Annotated in this window: 17 protein-coding genes and 3 tRNA genes; 19 read left to right on the plus strand and 1 reads right to left on the minus strand. The window is 59.7% G+C overall.

Features of this window, described 5'->3' with window-relative positions; translation table 11 throughout:
* Window positions 1-1013: 1013 nt before the first annotated feature.
* The 19 genes from ACZZZU_RS21015 to ACZZZU_RS21105 all read left to right on the plus strand — a co-directional run bounded on the left by ACZZZU_RS21015 (window position 1014) and on the right by ACZZZU_RS21105 (window position 19364).
* Window positions 1014-1793 (plus strand): ABC transporter substrate-binding protein, encoded by a 780-nt coding sequence (locus ACZZZU_RS21015; RefSeq protein WP_463551720.1) that lies wholly within the window; start codon window positions 1014-1016, stop codon window positions 1791-1793.
* Window positions 1794-1975: 182 nt separating this feature from the next.
* Window positions 1976-2665 carry an ABC transporter permease gene (locus ACZZZU_RS21020; protein ID WP_271195599.1) on the plus strand — a complete coding sequence of 230 codons (690 nt, stop codon included), beginning with the start codon at window positions 1976-1978 and terminating at the stop codon, window positions 2663-2665.
* Complete coding sequence (locus ACZZZU_RS21025; protein WP_463551721.1) at window positions 2662-3360, plus strand: ABC transporter permease; 699 nt, start codon at window positions 2662-2664, stop codon at window positions 3358-3360. Before ACZZZU_RS21020 ends, ACZZZU_RS21025 begins: the two co-directional genes overlap by 4 nt.
* 61 nt (window positions 3361-3421) lie before the next feature.
* A complete protein-coding gene (aotP, locus tag ACZZZU_RS21030) occupies window positions 3422-4186 on the plus strand; it encodes an arginine/ornithine transport ATP-binding protein AotP (RefSeq protein WP_122451803.1) in 765 nt (254 codons plus the stop codon).
* An 88-nt stretch (window positions 4187-4274) separates the two neighbouring features.
* Window positions 4275-5255: a transcriptional regulator ArgR gene (gene argR, locus ACZZZU_RS21035; protein ID WP_122492566.1), complete on the plus strand. Its 981-nt coding sequence runs from the start codon at window positions 4275-4277 to the stop codon at window positions 5253-5255.
* A 344-nt stretch (window positions 5256-5599) separates the two neighbouring features.
* On the plus strand, window positions 5600-6820 hold the full coding sequence (locus ACZZZU_RS21040; RefSeq protein WP_463551722.1) for an aspartate aminotransferase family protein: 1221 nt from the start codon (window positions 5600-5602) through the stop codon (window positions 6818-6820).
* 173 nt (window positions 6821-6993) lie between these two features.
* Window positions 6994-8007 (plus strand): arginine/ornithine succinyltransferase subunit alpha, encoded by a 1014-nt coding sequence (gene aruF, locus ACZZZU_RS21045; RefSeq protein ID WP_122451800.1) that lies wholly within the window; start codon window positions 6994-6996, stop codon window positions 8005-8007.
* Between the two features lie 11 nt (window positions 8008-8018).
* The gene (astA, locus tag ACZZZU_RS21050; RefSeq protein WP_122492563.1) at window positions 8019-9050 is read left to right on the plus strand and encodes an arginine N-succinyltransferase; all 1032 of its coding nucleotides are present in this window, start codon (window positions 8019-8021) and stop codon (window positions 9048-9050) included.
* Window positions 9047-10510 (plus strand): succinylglutamate-semialdehyde dehydrogenase, encoded by a 1464-nt coding sequence (gene astD / locus ACZZZU_RS21055; protein WP_463551723.1) that lies wholly within the window; start codon window positions 9047-9049, stop codon window positions 10508-10510. The genes astA and astD overlap by 4 nt, the downstream gene beginning before the upstream one ends.
* Window positions 10507-11874 carry an N-succinylarginine dihydrolase gene (astB, locus tag ACZZZU_RS21060; protein WP_463551724.1) on the plus strand — a complete coding sequence of 456 codons (1368 nt, stop codon included), beginning with the start codon at window positions 10507-10509 and terminating at the stop codon, window positions 11872-11874. Before astD ends, astB begins: the two co-directional genes overlap by 4 nt.
* 13 nt (window positions 11875-11887) lie before the next feature.
* Window positions 11888-12175 (plus strand): topoisomerase II, encoded by a 288-nt coding sequence (locus tag ACZZZU_RS21065; protein ID WP_108097275.1) that lies wholly within the window; start codon window positions 11888-11890, stop codon window positions 12173-12175.
* A 28-nt stretch (window positions 12176-12203) separates the two neighbouring features.
* On the plus strand, window positions 12204-13223 hold the full coding sequence (gene astE / locus ACZZZU_RS21070; RefSeq protein ID WP_463551725.1) for a succinylglutamate desuccinylase: 1020 nt from the start codon (window positions 12204-12206) through the stop codon (window positions 13221-13223).
* A gap of 81 nt (window positions 13224-13304) precedes the next feature.
* On the plus strand, window positions 13305-14318 hold the full coding sequence (gene ltaE / locus ACZZZU_RS21075; RefSeq protein WP_463551726.1) for a low-specificity L-threonine aldolase: 1014 nt from the start codon (window positions 13305-13307) through the stop codon (window positions 14316-14318).
* A gap of 212 nt (window positions 14319-14530) precedes the next feature.
* Window positions 14531-17155: an alanine--tRNA ligase gene (alaS, locus tag ACZZZU_RS21080; RefSeq protein ID WP_463551727.1), complete on the plus strand. Its 2625-nt coding sequence runs from the start codon at window positions 14531-14533 to the stop codon at window positions 17153-17155.
* Between the two features lie 85 nt (window positions 17156-17240).
* Complete coding sequence (locus ACZZZU_RS21085; protein ID WP_122492557.1) at window positions 17241-18476, plus strand: aspartate kinase; 1236 nt, start codon at window positions 17241-17243, stop codon at window positions 18474-18476.
* A gap of 194 nt (window positions 18477-18670) precedes the next feature.
* Window positions 18671-18856: a carbon storage regulator CsrA gene (csrA, locus tag ACZZZU_RS21090; protein ID WP_003283978.1), complete on the plus strand. Its 186-nt coding sequence runs from the start codon at window positions 18671-18673 to the stop codon at window positions 18854-18856.
* Between the two features lie 61 nt (window positions 18857-18917).
* Window positions 18918-19008: transfer RNA gene (locus tag ACZZZU_RS21095), tRNA-Ser, on the plus strand.
* A 108-nt stretch (window positions 19009-19116) separates the two neighbouring features.
* A tRNA-Arg gene (locus ACZZZU_RS21100) sits at window positions 19117-19193 on the plus strand.
* A 94-nt stretch (window positions 19194-19287) separates the two neighbouring features.
* Window positions 19288-19364, plus strand: a tRNA-Arg gene (locus ACZZZU_RS21105).
* Between the two features lie 41 nt (window positions 19365-19405).
* On the opposite strand, the gene ACZZZU_RS21110 is transcribed toward ACZZZU_RS21105, so the two are convergent.
* Window positions 19406-19915: a DUF4124 domain-containing protein gene (locus ACZZZU_RS21110; RefSeq protein ID WP_122492556.1), complete on the minus strand. Its 510-nt coding sequence runs from the start codon at window positions 19913-19915 to the stop codon at window positions 19406-19408.
* Window positions 19916-20106 lie beyond the last annotated feature (191 nt).

A 20106-nucleotide genomic window follows, 5' to 3' on the forward strand; every position in this document is an offset into this window, starting at 1 on the left:
GTGCGACGATTCGGAGTCCAGAGCTTCGAAGAATTGCATTTCCCTGTCAGATACTGGATCCCCGCGTTCGCGAGGATGACGGAGGTTTTTGTTGATGGCTGTGTGTCGACTGATGCGAAGCAGGAGTACGAAAACCCCAAACAAAACACCCGTCATTCCCGCGCGGGCGGAGGTGCGACGATTCGGAGTCCAGGGTTTCGGAAGAGTTGCATTTCCCTGTCAGATACTGGATCCCCGCGTTCGCGAGGATGACGGAGGTTTTTACTGATGGCTGTGTGTCGACTGACGCGAAGCAGGAGTACGAAGACCCCAAACAAAACACCCGTCATTCCCGCGCAGGCGGAGGTGCGACGATTCGGAGTCCAGAATCTCGGACCGTTTCGCCATCTTTGGCACGTCAAAACTCTGGATCCCCGCGTGCGCGAGGATGACGGAGGTTTTAAATACCCGTCATTCCCGCGAAAGCGGGAATCCAGAGTTTCGGACGTGTCGAAGATCACGAACCAATCCAAAACCCTGGATCCCGAATCGTCGCACCGCCGCCTGCGCGAGGATGACGGGTGGTTTACAAAGATTTTTATCCGTCTTCCACGACCCGGTATCACTCCCGACCGATAACGGGGCAATCGGAAACAGCCTGCCCCCTTCACGGGCGTTTTCCTCGTTTCGAAAAAAACATTTCTTTGGCAAAACCCAATGCCCGTAAGGGCTCATAAAAACCTGGCCCAAATCCTGCTGTAGTTTCCCGTTTACCCGCGTTCTCGCGGCTGCCGCTTTTCGCAGCTGCTGTCAATAGGCCGAGCGCCTCTCAAAGCCGTTTTGTAATTACTTGTCGCATTGAAGAAATATCGGCTTTAGGGCTGTCGTTAGAATGCCGCCACCCAGACGCCGCTACTCGCGCGTCGGCCGATGAGCTTCGTCCCTTCGGGTTATCACCCGGCAAAGATGGCGACTCTTCCTATAATTTCACGGTCGGCCTGTTACCCAGCGCACGACCTAATAAGGAGTCCACGATGAAGAAGCTCGCCCTTCTCGGCGCCCTGGCGGTGTCGCTGCTGTCGCCCCTGGCCATGGCCGATGATGCCAAGCCCCTGCGTATCGGTATTGAAGCGGCTTACCCGCCCTTCGCCTTCAAGACTCCTGACGACAAAATCACCGGCTTCGACTACGACATCGGCATGGCCCTGTGCGAAGAGATGAAGGTCGAGTGCAAGTGGATCGAGCAAGAGTTCGACGGTCTGATCCCTGCGCTGAAGGTCCGCAAGTTCGACGCGATTCTGTCGTCCATGTCGATCACCGACGACCGCAAGAAGTCGGTCGATTTCACCGGCAAGTACTACTCCACTCCAGCCAAGCTGGCGATGAAGGCCGGCACCACCCTCAACGACCCGCTGGCCGACCTGAAAGGCAAGAAAATCGGCGTGCAGCGTTCCTCGGTTTATGACCGTTACGCCACCGAAGTCTTCGCCCCGGCCGGCGCCGAGATCGTGCGTTACAGCTCGCAGAACGAAGTGTTCCTCGACCTGGCGTCGGGCCGCCTCGACGCCACCCTGGCGGACTCGGTGAATATCGATGACGGCTTCCTGAAAACTGACGCTGGTAAAGGCTTCGCCTTCGCCGGCCCAGATTTCACCGAAGAGAAATACTTCGGCGAAGGCCAAGGCATTGCGGTGCGCAAGGGCGACAAAGCCCTGGCCGACAAGATCAGCGCGGCCATCCTGGCCATTCGCGCCAACGGCAAATACAAGCAAGTGCAAGACAAGTACTTCGCCTTCGACGTTTACGGCAAGTAACTCCAGCACGCTGACAGTGGCACAGGCTCGATTGACGGGATGTGCCACTTTTTGTTTGCGCCACAGATCTCTGTGGGAGCGGCTTTAGCTGCGATGCTGTTAGCGCTTAAAGAGAGTGCGGCCAACCGCACTGCCGGACCGGCTTATCTCTCAGCGATCTTTCTTCTCACGGGCTCTTCATCATGCTCAACGGCTACGGCTCGACCATTCTCGATGGCGCATGGCTGACCATTTCCCTGGCGCTGACTTCGATGGCGCTGGCGATTGTGCTCGGCCTGATCGGCGCTGCGTTTCGTTTATCGCCGATCAAATGGCTGGCATTGCTGGGCGAAACCTACGCCACGGTCATTCGCGGTATTCCCGACCTGGTGCTGATCCTGCTGATTTTCTATGGCGGCCAAGATGTGGTGAACCGCGTGGCGCCGCTGCTGGGCTTTGAGGATTACATCGACCTCGACCCGTTCGCGACCGGCGTGTTCACCATGGGGTTTATCTTTGGTGCGTACCTGTCGGAAACCTTCCGGGGCGCCTTTATGGCCATTCCCAAAGGCCAGAGCGAGGCGGGTGCTGCCTACGGCATGAGCGGCATGCAGGTGTTCTTCCGGGTGCTGGTGCCGCAGATGATTCGCTTCGCCATTCCCGGCTTCACCAACAACTGGTTGGTGCTGGTAAAGGCCACTGCGCTGGTGTCGACAGTGAGCCTGCAGGACATGATGTTCAAAGCCAAGAACGCCGCCGACGCGACGCATCAGCCGTTCACCTTTTACCTGGTGGTGGCAGCGTTGTATTTGGCGATCACCAGCGTGTCGCTGCTGCTGTTGCGGGCGTTGGAAAAACGCTATTCGGTCGGCATGAAGGTGGCTGAATTATGATTTTCGACTTCGCGCCCATCTGGGAAAGCATCCACCTGTACCTGGGTGGCATCCTGATCACCCTTAAGCTGCTGCTGATATCCCTGACGGTTGGCCTGGCGGCCGCCGTGCCCCTGGGGTTGATGCGGGTGTCCCGGCAGCCTTTGGTAAACGCCACGGCCTGGCTGTACACCTATGTGATTCGCGGCACGCCGATGCTGGTGCAGTTGTTCCTGATCTACTACGGCCTGGCGCAGTTCGCCGGGGTACGTGAAAGCGTGTTTTGGCCGTATCTGTCCAATGCCACGTTCTGCGCGTGCCTGGCCTTTGCCATCAACACCAGCGCCTACAGCGCGGAAATTCTGGCCGGTAGTTTGAAGTCGATTCCCCACGGCGAGATCGAGGCGGCCAAGGCCATGGGCATGTCGCGCGCCAAGCTGTATCGCCGCATTCTGCTGCCTTCGGCCCTGCGCCGGGCGCTGCCGCAATACAGCAACGAAGTGATCATGATGCTGCACACCACCAGCCTGGCATCCATCGTCACGTTGGTGGACATCACCGGTGCGGCAAAAACCATCAACTCGCAGTTCTATCTGGCCTTCGAGGCCTATATCACTGCCGGTGCCATTTACCTGTGCCTGACCTTTGTGCTGGTGCGCCTGTTCAAGCTGGCCGAGCGCCGCTGGCTGGCCTACCTGGCGCCACGTAAGGCCTGAGAAATTTCCGAATTAGCAACGCCAGCCACGGCTGAACCCTTGCCTGCCGAGAACCTGAACCATGTACAAACTTGAAGTCCAAGACCTGCATAAACGCTACGGCAGCCATGAAGTGCTCAAGGGCGTGTCGCTGGCCGCCAAGGCGGGCGATGTGATCAGCATCATCGGCTCCAGTGGTTCGGGCAAAAGTACCTTTCTGCGTTGCATCAACCTGCTGGAGCAGCCACACGGCGGCAAGATTCTGCTCAATGGCGAAGAGTTGAAGCTGGTGGCCAACAAGGAAGGCGCGCTGAAAGCCGCCGACCCCAAGCAGCTGCAACGCATGCGCTCGCGCCTGTCGATGGTGTTTCAGCACTTCAACCTGTGGGCGCACATGACGGCGCTGGAAAACATCATCGAAGCGCCGGTGCATGTGCTCGGCGTGCCGAAAAAAGAAGCCATCGAAAAGGCCGAGCATTACCTGGCGAAAGTCGGCGTGGCCCATCGTAAAGATGCCTACCCGGCGCATATGTCGGGCGGCGAGCAGCAGCGCGTGGCCATCGCCCGTGCCCTGGCAATGGAGCCGGAAGTGATGCTGTTTGACGAGCCCACCTCGGCGCTGGATCCCGAGTTGGTCGGCGAAGTGCTGAAAGTGATGCAGGACCTGGCCCAAGAGGGGCGCACCATGGTTGTGGTCACCCACGAAATGGGTTTTGCTCGCGAAGTTTCCAACCAGTTGGTGTTTCTGCACAAAGGCGTGGTGGAAGAGCGCGGTTGCCCGAAGGAAGTGTTGGTCAATCCGCAGTCCGACCGTCTCAAGCAATTTCTTTCCGGCAGCTTGAAGTAAGCTTCAGCGCGGCTATTAACCTAAGACTGCTTCGTAGCAGCACAACCGGCCATGTGAATGCATGGCAACAGAGCCTAGACTGCCAGCCATGACTGCCCACCGAATCGGTTTTCTCCTCTGGCCCAACACCAAGGCCATGACCCTGGCTCTGGCCGAAGAAGCCTTGCGTGTCGCCCAGCGGGTGCACCCCGAAGTGGCCTATGAACTGGTATTTCTCCAGGCCGAGCCGGCCACCGAAGGCGCCTGGCGTCTGCCCGGCGAGCCGTGGGCCGGCAAGCTCGAAGGCTGCCAAAAACTCTTTCTGTTAGCGGACGAGCCGCCGGGGCATCTGGCCCCGGCGCTGTCCAGCGCACTGAAACAACTGGTGCGCGCCGGTTGCGTGATTGGCGGGTTGTCGGCAGGCGTGTACCCGCTGGCGCAACTTGGTTTGCTCGACGGCTATCGCGCCGCCGTGCACTGGCGCTGGCAAGACGACTTCACCGAACGTTTCCCCAAAGTGATCGCCACCAGCCATTTGTTCGACTGGGACCGCGACCGCCTCACCGCCTGTGGCGGCCTGGCCGTGCTGGACCTGCTGCTGGCCGTGCTGGCTCGCGACCACGGCGCCGAGCTGGCGGGCGCGGTGTCGGAAGAGCTGGTGGTCGAGCGTATTCGCGAAGGCGGCGAGCGCCAGCGCATTCCCCTGCAAAACCGCCTGGGCTCCAGTCACCCCAAGCTGACCCAGGCCGTGCTGTTGATGGAAGCCAACATCGAAGAACCGCTGACCACCGATGAAATTGCCCAGCACGTTTGCGTGTCGCGCCGTCAGCTGGAACGCATCTTCAAGCAATACCTCAACCGCGTGCCGAGCCAGTACTACCTGGAACTACGCCTGAACAAAGCGCGCCAATTGCTGATGCAAACCAGCAAATCGATCATCCAGATCGGCCTCTCGTGCGGCTTCTCCTCCGGCCCGCACTTCTCCAGCGCCTACCGCAACTTCTTCGGCGCCACGCCCCGCGAAGACCGCAACCAACGGCGCAGCAGCAGCCCGTTTGAACTGAGCTCTATTCCTTCCGAACGCGGTTGATTTGCCCCGCCTTAAAAAGCATCGCGGCTAAAGCCGCTCCCACAGACCGCCCTCGCTCCATGTGGGAGCGGCTTTAGCCGCGATGCGCTTGACCTCGGATACCAGAAGGCGCCGTCGCTCGAGATCCCACAACCCCCGCTTCGATCATATTTCCGTCCCGCCGCCAACCCTGTTTAAACTGCGCCTCTGCGAACCTTTCTGTCGCAATTCGGAAAGCCGCGGGAAATCAGGGGTTGGCGCTATAAGAAGTTGTCGCATGCCGACAATGCCCTCCCCAAATCAGTCCCTACAATTCATTCCAACGCCGGCCTATGGGGTCGGCGGTCCTTGTCAGGAGAGCTTCGATGTCCGTTGAGCAAGTGCAGGTCCAGCGCGCCGATTTTGATCAGGTGATGGTGCCCAACTACGCCCCAGCCGCGTTTATTCCGGTGCGTGGCGAGGGCTCCCGAGTCTGGGATCAAAGCGGTCGAGAGCTGATCGACTTTGCTGGCGGCATTGCCGTGAACTCCTTGGGCCATGCGCACCCGGCGCTGGTCAAGGCACTCACCGAACAAGCCAACAAAATCTGGCACGTGTCCAACGTCTTCACCAACGAGCCGGCTTTGCGCCTGGCGCACAAGTTGGTCGAGGCCACCTTTGCCGAACGCGTGTTCCTCGCCAACTCCGGCGCCGAGGCCAACGAGGCCGCCTTCAAGCTGGCTCGCCGTTATGCCAGCGATGTGTATGGCCCGGAAAAATTCGAAATTATCGCCGCCACCAACAGCTTTCACGGCCGCACGCTGTTCACCGTAACCGTGGGCGGGCAGCCCAAGTATTCCGATGGCTTCGGTCCGAAAATAGAAGGCATCACCCACGTTCCATTCAACGACCTGGCCGCCCTCAAAGCGGCCATCTCGGACAAAACCTGCGCCGTGGTGCTTGAGCCGGTACAAGGCGAGGGCGGTATTTTGCCGGCCGACAAAGCCTATCTGCAGGCCGTGCGCGAACTGTGCGACGCCCATAACGCGCTGCTGGTGTTCGATGAAGTGCAGAGCGGCATGGGCCGCAGCGGTGAGCTGTTCGCTTATATGAATTACGGCGTCACGCCCGACATTCTCTCCACCGCCAAGAGCCTGGGCGGCGGTTTCCCCATTGGCGCCATGCTCACCACCAGCAAAATCGCCTCGCACCTGGCGGTTGGCGTACACGGCACCACGTACGGCGGCAACCCCCTGGCCTGCGCAGTCGCTGGCGCAGTGCTCGACGTGATCAACACGCCGGAAGTGCTCAACGGCGTGAAAGCCAAACACGAGCGTTTCAGAGCACGCTTGGAAGCGATGGCGGCCAAGTACGGCATCTTCACCGAAGTGCGTGGCCTGGGCCTGTTGATTGGCGCCGCGCTGAGCGATGCCTGGAAAGGCAAAGCCAAAGACGTGCTCAACGCCGCTGAAAAAGAATGCGTAATGGTGCTGCAAGCCGGCCCGGACGTGGTGCGTTTCGCGCCAAGCCTGGTGATTCCGGACGCCGACATCGACGAAGGTCTCGACCGCTTCGAACGCGCCGTGGCCAAGCTGACCCAAGCCTGACGGCTGTACGCGGACGCTAAAGCTCTGCCAATCCCTGTAGGAGCGGCTTCAGCCGCGATGCTCTTAAAAGAGCATCGCGGCCAACCGCAGCGCCGAACCGGCCGCTCCTACAAAATTCGAGCCTTCAGCGTTTCCGCTTTTCAAATACCAAAGAGAATTTAAGGAGTAACACCATGCTGGTGATGCGCCCTGCGCAAATGGCTGACTTGGCGGACGTGCAACGTCTGGCTGCGGACAGCCCGGTTGGTGTTACTTCGCTGCCGGACGATGCCGGCCGGCTGGGCGATAAAATCGCCGCGTCGGAAGCGTCGTTCGCGGCCGAGGTGAGTTTCAACGGTGAAGAAAGCTATTTCTTCGTGCTGGAAGACACGGAAACCGGCCGCCTTGTCGGCTGTTCCGGCGTTGTCGCTTCGGCCGGTTATTCCGAGCCGTTCTACAGCTTCCGCAACGAAACCTTCGTACACGCCTCACGCTCGCTGTCGATCCACAACAAGATTCACGTCTTGTCGCTGTGCCACGACCTGACCGGCAACAGCCTGCTCACCAGCTTCTACGTTGAGCAGCCGCTAGTGGATTCGCCATGGGCCGAGTTGAACTCCCGCGGGCGCCTGCTGTTCGTGGCCAGCCACCCGGAGCGCTTTGCCGATGCGGTGGTGGTGGAAATTGTTGGCCATAGCGACGAGCAGGGCGACTCGCCGTTCTGGGACGCCGTGGGCCGCAACTTCTTCGACCTCAACTATGCCGAAGCCGAGCGACTGTGCGGGCTGAAGAGTCGGACCTTTCTGGCCGAGCTGATGCCGCATTACCCGATTTACGTGCCACTGCTCCCCGACGAAGCCCAGGAAGCCATGGGCCAAGTGCATCCGCGTGCGCAGATCACCTTCGACATTCTGATGCGCGAAGGCTTTGAAACCGATCACTACATCGACATCTTCGACGGCGGCCCAACGCTGCATGCGCGCACCTCGGGCATTCGCTCGATTGCGCAAAGTCGCGTGGTGCCGGCGCGTGTCGGTGAGCCTGGCAAAGGCCGCTTGTATCTGGTTGCCAACGGCCAGCTGCAGGATTTCCGTGCAGTGGTGGTGGAGTTGGATTGGGTGCCGGGCAAGCCGGTGAACCTGAGTGCTGATGTTGCTGAGGCCTTGGGCGTCGGTGAGGGCGCGAGCGTGCGCCTGGTTGCGGTTTAAGAGGAATAGCCATGATCGTTCGTCCCGTGCGCAGTGCTGACTTGCCTGCCTTGATAGACCTGGCCCGCAGCACCGGCGCTGGCTTGACCACCTTGCCTGCCAACGAAGAGCGTCTGGCGCACCGCGTTGGCTGGGCGGAAAAGGCATTCCGTGGCGAGGCCACCCGCGCCGACGCCGACTACCTGTTTGTGCTGGAAGACGACGACGGCAAAGTCGTCGGCATTTCTGCCGTGGCCGGTGCCGTGGGCTTGCGTGAGCCTTGGTACAACTACCGCGTCGGCCTGACGGTGAGTGCTTCGCAAGAACTGAATATCTATCGCGAAATTCCGACGCTGTTCCTGGCCAACGACCTGACGGGCAATTCGGAACTGTGCTCGCTGTTTTTGCAGGCGGACCACCGCACCGGGCTCAATGGCCGGTTGCTGTCCAAAGCACGCTTCCTGTTTATCGCCGAATTCCCGCAGCTGTTCGGCAACAAGCTGATCGCAGAAATGCGCGGCATGTCCGACGAACACGGGCGCTCGCCGTTCTGGGAAAGCCTTGGCCGGCACTTCTTCAAAATGGAGTTCTCCCGCGCCGACTACCTCACCGGTGTAGGCAACAAGGCGTTTATCGCCGAGCTGATGCCCAAGTTTCCGCTGTATACCTGCTTTCTCTCGGAAGAAGCGCGGGACATTATCGGTCGCGTGCACCCCGATACCGAGCCGGCGCTAAACATGCTCAAGGCCGAAGGCTTCAGCTATCAAGGCTACGTCGACATCTTCGACGCCGGCCCAGCTATCGAGGCGGAAACCAACAAGATTCGTGCGGTGCGCGACAGCCAGGCGCTGGTGCTGGCCATCGGCACGCCGGGCGACGACGCCACCACCTTTCTGATGCACAACCGCAAGCGCGAAGAGTGCCGCATCACTGCCGCCCCGGCGCGTTTGGCGGCAGGCACGTTGGTGGTTGATCAGGCCACGGCCAAACGCCTGCAACTCAAGGCCGGCGATCAGGTGCGCGCCGTGCCGCTGGCGGTGGAAAACAAGGAGCTGAGCCGATGAGCAGCCATTACATTGCAGGCGCCTGGCAGGCCGGCGCGGGTGAGGCACTGGAATCCTTGAATCCGGTGACGCAAGCCGTGGTGTGGACCGGCAAGGCGGCCACGGCACCGCAGGTGGATGCTGCGGTGCAAGCGGCTCGCGCGGCGTTTCCGGCGTGGGCGAAGCTGACCCTGGACGAACGCATTGCCGTGCTTGAACGCTTTGCCGCCACCCTCAAAGCGTGTGGCGATGAACTGGCGCGCACCATTGGTGAAGAAACCGGCAAGCCGTTGTGGGAGTCGGCCACCGAGGTTACCAGCATGGTCAACAAAGTCGCCATTTCCATTCAGAGCTACCGCGAGCGCACCGGCGAGAAAAGCGGCCCACTGGCCGACGCCACCGCCGTGCTGCGCCACAAGCCTCATGGCGTGGTCGCCGTGTTTGGCCCCTATAACTTTCCCGGCCACTTGCCCAACGGCCATATCGTGCCGGCGCTGTTGGCAGGCAATGCCGTGGTGTTCAAGCCCAGTGAGCTGACTCCCAAAGTGGCTGAGCTGACAGTGCAGTGCTGGATTGAAGCCGGCCTGCCTGCGGGCGTGCTGAATCTGCTGCAAGGCGCTCGCGATACTGGTGTTGCCCTGGCGGCTCATGCCGGCATCGATGGCTTGTTTTTCACCGGCTCCAGCCGCACGGGCAATGTGCTGCATCAACAGTTTGCCGGCCGGCCGGACAAGATCCTGGCGCTGGAAATGGGCGGCAATAACCCGCTGGTGGTCGACGAAGTCAGCGACGTAGATGCCGCCGTGTACACCATTATTCAGTCGGCGTTTATTTCCGCTGGCCAGCGCTGCACCTGCGCGCGCCGCCTGCTGGTGCCGCAAGGTGCGTGGGGCGATGCGCTGCTGGCGCGCCTGGTTGCGGTGGCCGCGACAGTTCAGGTTGGCGCCTTTGACGCACAGCCGGCGCCGTTTATGGGCTCGGTCATTTCCCTGGAAGCGGCTCGGCAGTTGCTCAAAGCCCAGGCGCATTTGCTCAGCAGCGGCGCCACCGCGTTGCTGGCGATGAGTCAGCCGCTGGAAAACGCCGCCTTGCTGACGCCCGGCATCATTGACGTTACGGCTGTAAGCGAGCGCCCGGACGAAGAGTTCTTCGGCCCGCTGCTGCAGGTTATCCGTTACGCCGACTTTGCCGGCGCCATCGCCGAAGCCAACAACACCCAATACGGTCTGGCCGCCGGTTTGCTGTCCGATTCTGCCGAGCGCTATCAGCAGTTCTGGCTGGAAAGCCGCGCCGGTATCGTTAATTGGAACAAACAACTGACCGGGGCGGCGAGTTCGGCGCCGTTTGGCGGCGTGGGCGCCTCGGGCAACCACCGCGCCAGCGCCTATTACGCAGCGGATTACTGCGCGTATCCGGTCGCCTCGCTGGAAAGCGAACGCTTGAGTCTGCCTGCAACCCTGACCCCGGGAGTCAGCCTGTGACTGTCGCCAATAATAAAAACACTGCGTATGAAGTGAACTTCGATGGCCTGGTTGGCCCGACCCACAACTACGGCGGCTTGTCGTACGGCAATGTGGCGTCGCAGGGCAACAGCCAGCAGGTGTCCAACCCTAAGGTCGCGGCCAAGCAAGGCCTGGCGAAAATGAAAGCGCTGATGGAAATGGGCTTCAAGCAGGGCGTATTGGCCCCGCAGGAACGCCCGGATGTCGCCGCGCTGCGCCGTATCGGTTTTACCGGCAGCGATGCCGAGGTGATTCAGCGCGCCGCCAAGGAAGCGATGCCGCTGCTGGTCGCCAGTTGCTCGGCCTCAAGCATGTGGACCGCCAACGCCGCTACCGTTAGCCCCAGCGCTGACACGCGCGACGGCAAGGTGCATTTCACCGCCGCCAACCTCAACTGCAAATTCCACCGCAGCCTGGAACACCCGACTACCAGCCGCATTCTCGGCGCGATGTTCGCCGACGAAGGCCATTTCGCCCATCACGCCGCCTTGCCCGCGGTTGCTCAGTTCGGTGACGAAGGCGCGGCCAACCACACCCGTTTCTGCAAAGACTACGGCGATGCTGGCGTGGAATTTTTTGTATTCGGCCGCAGCGCGTTCGATGCGCGCTATCCCGCGCCACAACGCTACCCGGCGCGGCAAACGCTAGAAGCCAGCCAGGCGGTGGTGCGCTTGCATGGCCTGGACGAGGCCGGCGTGGTCTACGCCCAGCAGAATCCAGCCGTGATTGATAAGGGCGTGTTCCATAACGACGTGATCGCGGTGGGTAACGGCGAAGTCTTGTTCTATCACCAGGACGCATTCCTGGAGACCGATAAAGTGCTGGCCGAGCTGCACGACAAACTCTCCCGCCGTGGCGGCCGGTTGCAGGCCGTGTGTGTGCCGCGCGACGCCGTCAGCGTTGAAGATGCCGTGCATTCGTACTTGTTCAATAGTCAGCTGTTGTCCCGAGCCGATGGCGGCATGTTGTTGATCGTGCCCGAGGAATGCCGCAACAACGAACGCGTGTGGCGTTACTTGTCGCGCCTGACCGCCGAAGACGGACCGATCCGAGACGTGCAGGTGTTCGATCTCAAGCAAAGCATGCAAAACGGCGGCGGCCCGGCGTGTTTGCGCCTGCGCGTGGCGCTTAAAGACCAGGAACTGGACGCGGTAAACAGCGGCGTGATCATGACGCCCTCGCTGTACGACACGCTTAACGTGTGGGTCGACAAGCACTACCGCGACCGCATGGCCGAGAGCGACCTGGCCGATCCTCAACTGCTCGTCGAATGCCGTTCGGCATTGGATGAGCTCACGCAGATCCTTAAACTAGGCTCTGTGTACCCCTTCCAGCTTAATTAAGAGTGTTTTGACCATGTCCGATAGCCTGCAACTGATCCTCGAAGATACCGACGGCACCCAGCTGGAAACGTCCTGCACCCGCTTTGCCGTGATCTGGCAGGGCAAGGAAGTGTGGATTCAGCAAGACGGCCGCGGCCAACTGATCATCGGCGTCGACGTGGAGGAGGGCGACGAGGAATACGCCAACCTGTTGCTGCGCCCCCTGGCTACCAACCTGGTGAGCCTGGAGCTAGAAATGGAGCCGGCCGGCCAGATCGACGACGAAGACGGCCACGTGCACGGCCCGGACTGCAACCACTAAAACCGCTACACCAAGACGGAACTTACCCATGCTAGCCCTCGGCAAACTGCTGGAACTGACCCTGGTGGGCCGCGAGCCGGCCGCGAAGATTCAGCTGACGCCTGAGGGCGCACGGTTGCGCTGGTTGGCCGAGGGCGCATTGGAGATTACGCCGCCTGCCGGCCAAGACAGCGGCCTCGACTTGCTGCTGTCCGCCGGCATTCACGGCAATGAAACCGCGCCTATCGAACTGCTTGATCGCTTGCTGCACGGCATTGCCCGAGGCGAGTTAAAACCCCGCGCGCGCATTCTGTTTCTGCTCGGCAACCCCGAAGCCATGCGCAAGGGCGAGCGTTATATCGAGCAAGACATCAACCGTCTGTTCAACGGGCGTCACGAGCAGAGCAGTGGTTCCGAAGCCCTGCGTGCCTGCGAGCTTGAGCGCCTGAGCGCCACGTTTTTTAACCAGGCGCCCAGCGACTCGCCTCGCCAGCGCCTGCATTACGACCTGCATACAGCCATTCGCGGTTCAAAAATTGAGCAGTTCGCGCTGTATCCATGGCGCGAGGGCTGCAAGCATTCAGTGACGGAACTGGCGCGCTTGAAGGCGGCGGGCGTGGCGGCCGTGCTGTTGCAGAGCAAAGCGTCTATCACCTTCAGCGCGTTCACCTACGCGCAACTGAACGCCGAAGCCTTCACGCTGGAGCTGGGCAAGGCGCGCGCATTTGGGCAGAACGAGGCGGTGAATCTCGATGCGCTTGAGGAGCGCTTGCAGCGGCTGATCGAAAACAACGAACCGGCGTTGGATGACACGGGTTTGGATGGGTTGCAGCTATTTGCTGTATCGCGGGAAATCATCAAACACAGCGACGACTTTCGTCTGAACCTGCCTGCCGACATCGAGAATTTCAGCGAGCTGCCTGTGGGCTATGTATTGGCCGAAGACATCGCTGGCATGCGCTGGGTAGTGGAAGAGCAGGGCGCGCGAATTATTTTTCCGAACCCGAAAGTTAAAAACGGTTTGCGTGCTGGCATTCTGGTGGTGCCCACCAACGCTGACGCGTTGTAGTCGCCATTTAGTCGTAGAGCCCCTTGTCGCTATGGGACGCCTGCATTAGGGTCGACAGTCCGCCGTAAAGGAGAGCTGTTAATGCCTGTTATCGACTTGCGTAGCGACACCGTCACCCAGCCCACCGCCGGCATGCGCGAGGCCATGTTGCAGGCCCCGGTCGGCGACGATGTTTACGGCGAAGACCCCACCGTTATCCGACTGCAAAACTACCTGGCCGACAATCTCGGCTTCGCCCAAGGTTTGTTCGTGCCCAGCGGCACCATGAGCAATCTGCTCGGCCTGATGGCGCACTGCGAGCGCGGCGACGAGTACATCGTCGGTCAGGAAGCGCACACCTATAAATATGAAGGCGGCGGCGCGGCGGTATTGGGCTCAATTCAGCCACAGCCATTGCAGGTTGAAGCTGACGGCTCCCTCGACCTTGAGCGTGTAGCGGCAGCGATCAAACCCGACGATTTCCACTTTGCCCGCACCCGGTTATTGGCGCTGGAAAACACCATGCAGAGCAAAGTGCTGCCACTCAGTTACCTGGCGGCGGCACGCAGGCTCACCCACGAGCGGGGGCTGCAGCTACATTTGGACGGCGCAAGGCTGTACAACGCGGCGGTGAAACAAGCGGTTGAAGCGCAGGAAATTACCCAATATTTCGATTCCGTTTCCGTGTGTTTGTCCAAAGGTCTCGGCGCGCCCATAGGCTCGGTGCTGCTGGGCAACGATCAACTCATCGACAAGGCGCGGCGCCTGCGCAAGATGGTCGGCGGCGGTATGCGCCAAGCCGGTATGCTTGCGGCGGCGGGGCTGTATGCCTTGGAGCATCAGGTGGCGCGTCTGGCTGATGACCACGCCAATGCCGCGGCCCTGGCGGCCGGATTGGTGGAGCTGGGGTATAGCGTCGAGCCGGTGCAAACGAATATGGTCTACGTGAAGATGACCGGGCGGGCCGCCGCATTGAAAGCATTTATGGCCGAACGCGGCATCACCATTTCCGCTGCCGACCGTTTGCGTCTAGTCACCCACCTCGACGTGAGCCGCGATGATATTGGCCAGGTGATCGACGCGTTTGCCGCTTTTGCGCAAAAACAATCCGGTTGAAACCTGTACCTGCTGTGGAGATTTCGACTGTGCGTGTGGGTGTGGCCAACGGCGCACCAATCGTTTTCATAGAGCCCATAGCGACAAAGGCACTGTACCCCGGGGCCGAGGCCGATATAATGCGGCCCTTTGCCGGCCTAAAAGCGGTAGTTGTTAGCCCTATCGCGCGCTGTACCTAATTAGATCGCCGCCTTTCCCGTGGAAAAAAATTGATGAAAAGCGCAGAAATCCGCGAAGCCTTCCTCCGCTTCTTCGAAGAACAGGGTCACACCCGTGTTGCTTCCAGCTCGCTCATTCCGGGCAACGACCCAACGCTGCTGTTCACCAACGCCGGCATGAACCAGTTCAAAGACTGCTTCCTCGGCCAGGAAAAACGCGCCTACACCCGCGCCGTGAGCAGTCAGAAATGCGTGCGCGCCGGTGGCAAGCACAACGACCTGGAAAACGTCGGTTACACCGCACGCCACCACACCTTCTTCGAAATGCTCGGCAACTTCAGCTTTGGCGACTATTTCAAGCGCGACGCGATCAACTACGCCTGGCAATTCCTGACCTCGGAAAGGTGGCTGAACCTGCCCAAGGAAAAACTCTGGGTGACGGTGTACGCCAGTGACGACGAGGCCTACGACATCTGGACCAAAGAAGTCGGTGTGCCAGCTGAGCGCATGGTGCGTATCGGCGACAACAAGGGCGCGCCCTATGCGTCGGATAACTTCTGGACCATGGGCGACACCGGCCCGTGCGGACCCTGCACCGAGATTTTCTTCGACCACGGCGCTGACATCTGGGGCGGCCCACCCGGCTCGCCGGAAGAAGACGGCGACCGTTACATCGAAATCTGGAACAACGTCTTCATGCAGTTCAACCGCACTGCCGACGGCGTGCTGCATCCGTTGCCAGCACCGTCGGTAGACACCGGCATGGGCCTGGAACGCATCAGCGCCGTGCTGCAGCACGTGCACTCGAACTATGAAATCGACCTGTTCCAAAGCCTGCTGGCCGCCTGCGCCAAGGCCATTGGTTGCACGAACGACGATCAGCCGTCGCTGAAAGTAGTGGCTGACCACATCCGCTCGTGCGGTTTCCTGATTGCCGATGGCGTGACGCCGTCGAACGAAGGCCGTGGCTATGTGCTGCGTCGCATCATTCGTCGCGCCTGCCGTCACGGCAACAAGCTGGGCGCCAAAGGCAGCTTCTTCTATCAGATCGTTGCCGCGCTGGTCGCGGAAATGGGCGACGCCTTCCCGGAACTCAAGCAGCAGCAAGCGCACATTGAGCGCGTGCTGAAAACCGAAGAAGAGCAATTCGCCAAAACCCTCGAGCAGGGCCTGAAAATTCTTGAGCAAGATTTGGCGGAGCTGAAAGGCACCGTCATCCCAGGCGAAGTGATTTTCAAACTGTATGACACCTTCGGTTTCCCGATGGACCTGACAGGCGACATCGCTCGTGAGCGCGAGCTGACCCTGGACGAAGCCGGTTTCGAGCGGGAAATGGAAGCGCAGCGCGTGCGTGCGCGCTCGGCCAGCTCGTTTGGTATGGACTACAACAGCCTGGTAAAGGTCGACAGCGAAACCGTGTTCCTCGGTTACAAAGCGACCTCGGGCGACGGCAAAGTGCTAGCACTGTTCAAAGCCGGGCTGGCCGTTGATGCGCTGGGCGCAGGCGAGGAGGGCGTTGTGGTTTTGGACCAGACGCCGTTCTACGCCGAGTCTGGCGGCCAAATTGGCGATTGCGGGTATCTGCAAGCGTCCGGCGTGCGCTTCGATGTGCGTGACACCACTAAAGCCGGCGGCGCGTTCTTGCACCACGGTGTGGTGACAGAAGGCAGTCTGAAGGTTGGCGCGTCCATTGAATCGCATGTGGAAGCCGACGTGCGCCAAGCCACCGCGTTGAATCACTCGGCCACGCACTTGCTGCACGCCGCATTGCGCCAGGTACTGGGCGAACACGTTCAGCAGAAGGGCTCGTTGGTTGACAGTCAGCGTCTACGCTTCGACTTCAGTCACTTTGAAGCCATCAAGCCTGAGCAAATCAAGGCGCTGGAAGACATCGTCAACGCTGAAATCCGTAAGAACACCGCTGTCGAGACCGAAGAAACCGACATTGAAACCGCCAAGAACAAGGGCGCCATGGCCCTGTTCGGCGAGAAGTACGGTGACAACGTTCGCGTGCTGAGCATGGGCGGCAGCTTCTCGGTAGAGCTGTGCGGCGGCATCCATGCCTCGCGCACCGGCGACATCGCGCTGTTCAAGATCACCAGCGAAGGCGGTGTGGCCGCTGGCGTGCGCCGTATTGAAGCGGTCACGGGTGCCGCAGCGCTGGCCTACCTGAACAGTGCTGAAGAGCAACTTAAAGAAGCGGCCGTGCTGGTTAAAGGCAACCGCGACAACCTGCTGGACAAGCTCGGCGGTCTGGTGGAACGCAATCGTCAGCTGGAAAAAGAACTTGAGCAGCTCAAAGCCAAGGCCGCCAGCGCGGCCGGCGACGATTTGTCGGGTTCGGCAGTGGAAGTGAAAGGCGTGAAGGTACTCGCCCATCGTCTGGATGGCATGGACGGCAAAGCGCTGTTGGCGCTGGTCGACCAGCTGAAGAACAAACTCGGCCGCGCAGTGATCCTGCTCGGCGGGGTGAGCGATGACAAAGTTGTGTTGGTCGCAGGCGTTACCCAGGACCTGACCGCGCAGCTCAAGGCTGGTGATTTGATGAAGCAGGCCGCTCAAGCGGTCGGCGGCAAGGGCGGCGGTCGCCCGGACATGGCCCAGGGCGGCGGCGTCGATGCCGGTGCGCTGGACGCCGCGCTGGCGTTGACCGTGCCTTTCGTCGAACAGGGTCTATAACGCTCGCCCGACAGTGCCGCCTGCTGCCCGGCAGGCACGCATTGGGGTGAGGCGACTGATTAATGAGGGGCTGAGGCAGCTGCAAATGGCTTTGATCGTACAGAAGTTTGGGGGCACCTCCGTCGGCACCGTCGAGCGTATCGAGCAGGTAGCCGAGAAGGTCAAGAAATTCCACGAAGCCGGGACAGACCTGGTGATCGTGCTGTCGGCCATGAGCGGTGAAACCAACCGCCTGATCGACTTGGCCAAGCAGATTAGCGACCAACCGGTTCCCCGTGAGCTGGACGTTATGGTGTCTACCGGTGAGCAGGTCACCATCGCCCTGTTGGCCATGGCCCTGATTAAACGCGGTGTGCCGGCGGTGTCGTACACCGGTAACCAAGTGCGCATTCTGACCGACAGCGCTCATAACAAAGCGCGCATTTTGCAAATTGACGATCAGAAGATTCGCGCCGATCTCAAGGCCGGGCGCGTGGTGGTAGTGGCTGGTTTTCAGGGCGTAGACGAGCAGGGCAATATCACCACGCTCGGTCGCGGCGGCTCGGATACCACGGGTGTCGCATTGGCTGCAGCCTTGAAAGCCGATGAGTGTCAGATTTACACCGATGTCGATGGCGTCTACACCACCGACCCGCGTGTCGTGCCGCAAGCGCGTCGTCTGGACAAGATCACCTTTGAAGAAATGCTGGAAATGGCCAGCTTGGGTTCCAAGGTGTTGCAGATCCGCTCGGTGGAGTTTGCCGGCAAGTACAACGTCCCGCTGCGCGTGCTGCACAGCTTCCAAGAGGGGCCGGGCACCCTTATTACTATTGATGAAGAGGAATCCATGGAACAGCCGATCATCTCCGGCATCGCCTTCAACCGCGACGAAGCCAAGCTGACCATCCGTGGCGTGCCGGATATCCCAGGTGTTGCCTTCAAAATTCTTGGCCCGATCAGCGCCGCGAACATTGAGGTGGACATGATCGTGCAGAACGTCGCGCACGATAACACCACCGATTTCACCTTCACCGTGCACCGCAACGACTACCAGAATGCCCAACAAGTGCTGGAGCAGACGGCGCGTGAGATCAATGCGCGTGAAGTCAGCGGTGACTTGAAGATTGCCAAGGTTTCGATCGTTGGCGTTGGTATGCGCTCTCATGCGGGTGTCGCCAGCCGTATGTTCGAGGCACTGGCCAAAGAGAGCATCAACATCCAGATGATCTCGACGTCTGAAATCAAGGTGTCGGTGGTCATCGAAGAGAAATACCTGGAACTGGCGGTACGTGCATTGCACACCGCGTTCGAGCTCGACGCGCCGGCGCGACAAGGCGAATAAGCGTTTATTCGAAAGGCGCGGTTGATTCCGCGCCTTTTGTCTTTTTGGCGGGGTAGGTGGAACTTTCTTTCTGCCTACACTAGTCAATACTTGGGTGACGGCAGCGGGGTGGTTGATATGCACCGCTGCCGTCGCCATTTTAATTTTGCAGACTGTCTAGTTGTCCTGAACTGTAATCCGTAAGGAGAAAGGGAATGCTGATTCTGACTCGCCGGGTCGGAGAGACCCTGATGGTAGGTGATGATGTCACTGTCACCGTGTTGGGCGTTAAAGGTAACCAGGTGCGAATCGGCGTCAATGCGCCAAAGGAAGTTGCCGTGCACCGGGAAGAAATTTACCAGCGCATCCAGAAAGAGAAGGACCAAGAACCAAGCCACTAATTTTTATCAATTTTTGGCTTTGCAAACGGGGAAAACATGGATATCATGCGCCCCGTGTTGCGGAGAGGTGGCCGAGTGGCCGAAGGCGCTCCCCTGCTAAGGGAGTACACCTCAAAAGGGTGTCGGGGGTTCGAATCCCCCCTTCTCCGCCATTAATTTCAACGAAATTGATGTTCTGGTGTTTAGCGTTAAGTCGTTGAAATTACTGGAAAAATTGATTGAAAATCAATTTCGAAGCTTTATAATTTGTTCCGCAAAATGCACTCATAGCTCAGCTGGATAGAGTACTCGGCTACGAACCGAGCGGTCGGAGGTTCGAATCCTCCTGAGTGCACCATTTAAGCAGCCTGATTTGTTGTTAAAGCAAGTCGGTTATTTAAAGTCAGAGATGTAACTCGAGAGTCTCTGAATGTTGTTGAAAGTTGTACTTTGCACTCATAGCTCAGCTGGATAGAGTACTCGGCTACGAACCGAGCGGTCGGAGGTTCGAATCCTCCTGAGTGCACCATATTTGAAGGGCCTGCAGGCATGCAGGCCCTTTTTTATTGTCTAGGATTTTACGCAACCATCGACATCAAAACTGATGTTGCGCTTGCGGCCACTGTGTTTGTCGACGTAGTTGAAGCGCGCCTTGCCGTTTTGACTGCTGATGCTGTCGGGCTTGCCCAGCATGCTCTCTACATCCGCCTGGGTCATGCCTGGACGTGCTTCCTTGTTGATCATCGCCTTACGCCGCGCCGCTGGCGTAAGCAGATTGCCGCAACCGTCTTGCCGCGCACCGGTGCCCGCGACAGCAGAGCTCTGCCGGTTCGCGCGTGGCGGCTTTTCACTCGCAGCCTTGCTCACCTTTTTTGTGGGTTGGGCAGCCCCTGCGTTTTCAGACTCAGTGCTCGGCATGTTGAGTATTTCACTCGCCAGCCCATGCTCGGCCGAGCAACCAAGTTGGGTGAAGGTGACGTGGCCTTTTTCGTCTTGGCAGCGGTGAACCGTAGCGCCATAGGAAGTAGTGGCGGGGCAAAGAAGAAGTGCAAGCGTAATGAGTGCAAGCATGAGATGCATGGGGTGTCCTCCGTGACAGAAGTTGCCACCCTAACGCGTAAATATTCGTCGGTCTGTAGTGCCCCATGGCGCTTGCAATGCGTCGTACACAGGATTCAGAAGAAACCTAGCTTTGTGGCGCAAGCACTTGTTCTTGCCTAGATTTTGTCGCGTGCAAAGACAAGGCGCAGTGGTATCATTTGCCGGTCAGC

Source organism: Pseudomonas sp. AC136 (genome assembly GCF_979258585.1).

Coding starts and splice junctions, on each gene's coding strand:
- ACZZZU_RS21015 (WP_463551720.1), top strand. CDS start 1,014: ATGAAGAAGCTCGCCCTTCTCGGCGCCCTGGCGGTGTCGCTGCTGTCG.
- ACZZZU_RS21020 (WP_271195599.1), top strand. CDS start 1,976: ATGCTCAACGGCTACGGCTCGACCATTCTCGATGGCGCATGGCTGACC.
- ACZZZU_RS21025 (WP_463551721.1), top strand. CDS start 2,662: ATGATTTTCGACTTCGCGCCCATCTGGGAAAGCATCCACCTGTACCTG.
- aotP (WP_122451803.1), top strand. CDS start 3,422: ATGTACAAACTTGAAGTCCAAGACCTGCATAAACGCTACGGCAGCCAT.
- argR (WP_122492566.1), top strand. CDS start 4,275: ATGACTGCCCACCGAATCGGTTTTCTCCTCTGGCCCAACACCAAGGCC.
- ACZZZU_RS21040 (WP_463551722.1), top strand. CDS start 5,600: ATGTCCGTTGAGCAAGTGCAGGTCCAGCGCGCCGATTTTGATCAGGTG.
- aruF (WP_122451800.1), top strand. CDS start 6,994: ATGCTGGTGATGCGCCCTGCGCAAATGGCTGACTTGGCGGACGTGCAA.
- astA (WP_122492563.1), top strand. CDS start 8,019: ATGATCGTTCGTCCCGTGCGCAGTGCTGACTTGCCTGCCTTGATAGAC.
- astD (WP_463551723.1), top strand. CDS start 9,047: ATGAGCAGCCATTACATTGCAGGCGCCTGGCAGGCCGGCGCGGGTGAG.
- ACZZZU_RS21065 (WP_108097275.1), top strand. CDS start 11,888: ATGTCCGATAGCCTGCAACTGATCCTCGAAGATACCGACGGCACCCAG.
- astE (WP_463551725.1), top strand. CDS start 12,204: ATGCTAGCCCTCGGCAAACTGCTGGAACTGACCCTGGTGGGCCGCGAG.
- ltaE (WP_463551726.1), top strand. CDS start 13,305: ATGCCTGTTATCGACTTGCGTAGCGACACCGTCACCCAGCCCACCGCC.
- alaS (WP_463551727.1), top strand. CDS start 14,531: ATGAAAAGCGCAGAAATCCGCGAAGCCTTCCTCCGCTTCTTCGAAGAA.
- ACZZZU_RS21085 (WP_122492557.1), top strand. CDS start 17,241: ATGGCTTTGATCGTACAGAAGTTTGGGGGCACCTCCGTCGGCACCGTC.
- csrA (WP_003283978.1), top strand. CDS start 18,671: ATGCTGATTCTGACTCGCCGGGTCGGAGAGACCCTGATGGTAGGTGAT.
- ACZZZU_RS21110 (WP_122492556.1), bottom strand. CDS start 19,915: ATGCATCTCATGCTTGCACTCATTACGCTTGCACTTCTTCTTTGCCCC.